The organism is Pseudarthrobacter sp. R1 (assembly GCF_024494415.1).
Taxonomy (GTDB): domain Bacteria; phylum Actinomycetota; class Actinomycetes; order Actinomycetales; family Micrococcaceae; genus Arthrobacter.
Genome location: NZ_JAMKFI010000032.1, coordinates 1 through 494 on the forward strand (window position 1 = coordinate 1; position 494 = coordinate 494).

The 494-nt window shown below is 63.0% G+C and carries 1 protein-coding gene; it reads right to left on the reverse strand.

Annotated elements, in window-relative coordinates:
• The coding region (locus tag M8J71_RS22815) for a DsbA family protein (protein ID WP_256250152.1) at positions 1 to 494 on the reverse strand (494 nt) is incomplete at both ends.

Genomic DNA, 494 nt, shown 5'->3' on the forward strand with positions numbered 1-494 from the left:
TTTCGGATCCGGTCCTTGGTGGCTTCATTCGCCACTGCGGCGTCGTAGGCGGCCAGGTCCAGGCCCAGCTCCTGGGCAAAGGTGCGGAACAGGGGCGCCTGGGAGTCCTGTTTTTCACCCCATTGCGGCTGGGTTTCAAACATCTTTGCGTACATCTGTTCGTATTTGCCCTGCTGGGCGGCCGCTTCTACGGCCAGCGCTGCCTGGCCGGAGTTCCGGTGGGATGGAAGGGGGAAGTAGCGGTTGATGAACGTGATCCGGTCACCGAATTCTGCCTTCAGTTCGGCAACAACAGGTTCGGCTGCCTTGCAGGCCTCACACTCAAAGTCCAGGAACTCCACCAGCTGGCCCTTCTCGACTGCGGGGGTGGTCACCCTGTGGCTGTCTTCGCGGACCAGTTGGGCGTCGGCAACGGGCTCCACGGCCACCGGGGCTGGTTTGTTGAGCGTGAACACGGCGTACCAGATCGCTCCTGCGGCCACGAGGGCTCCGAG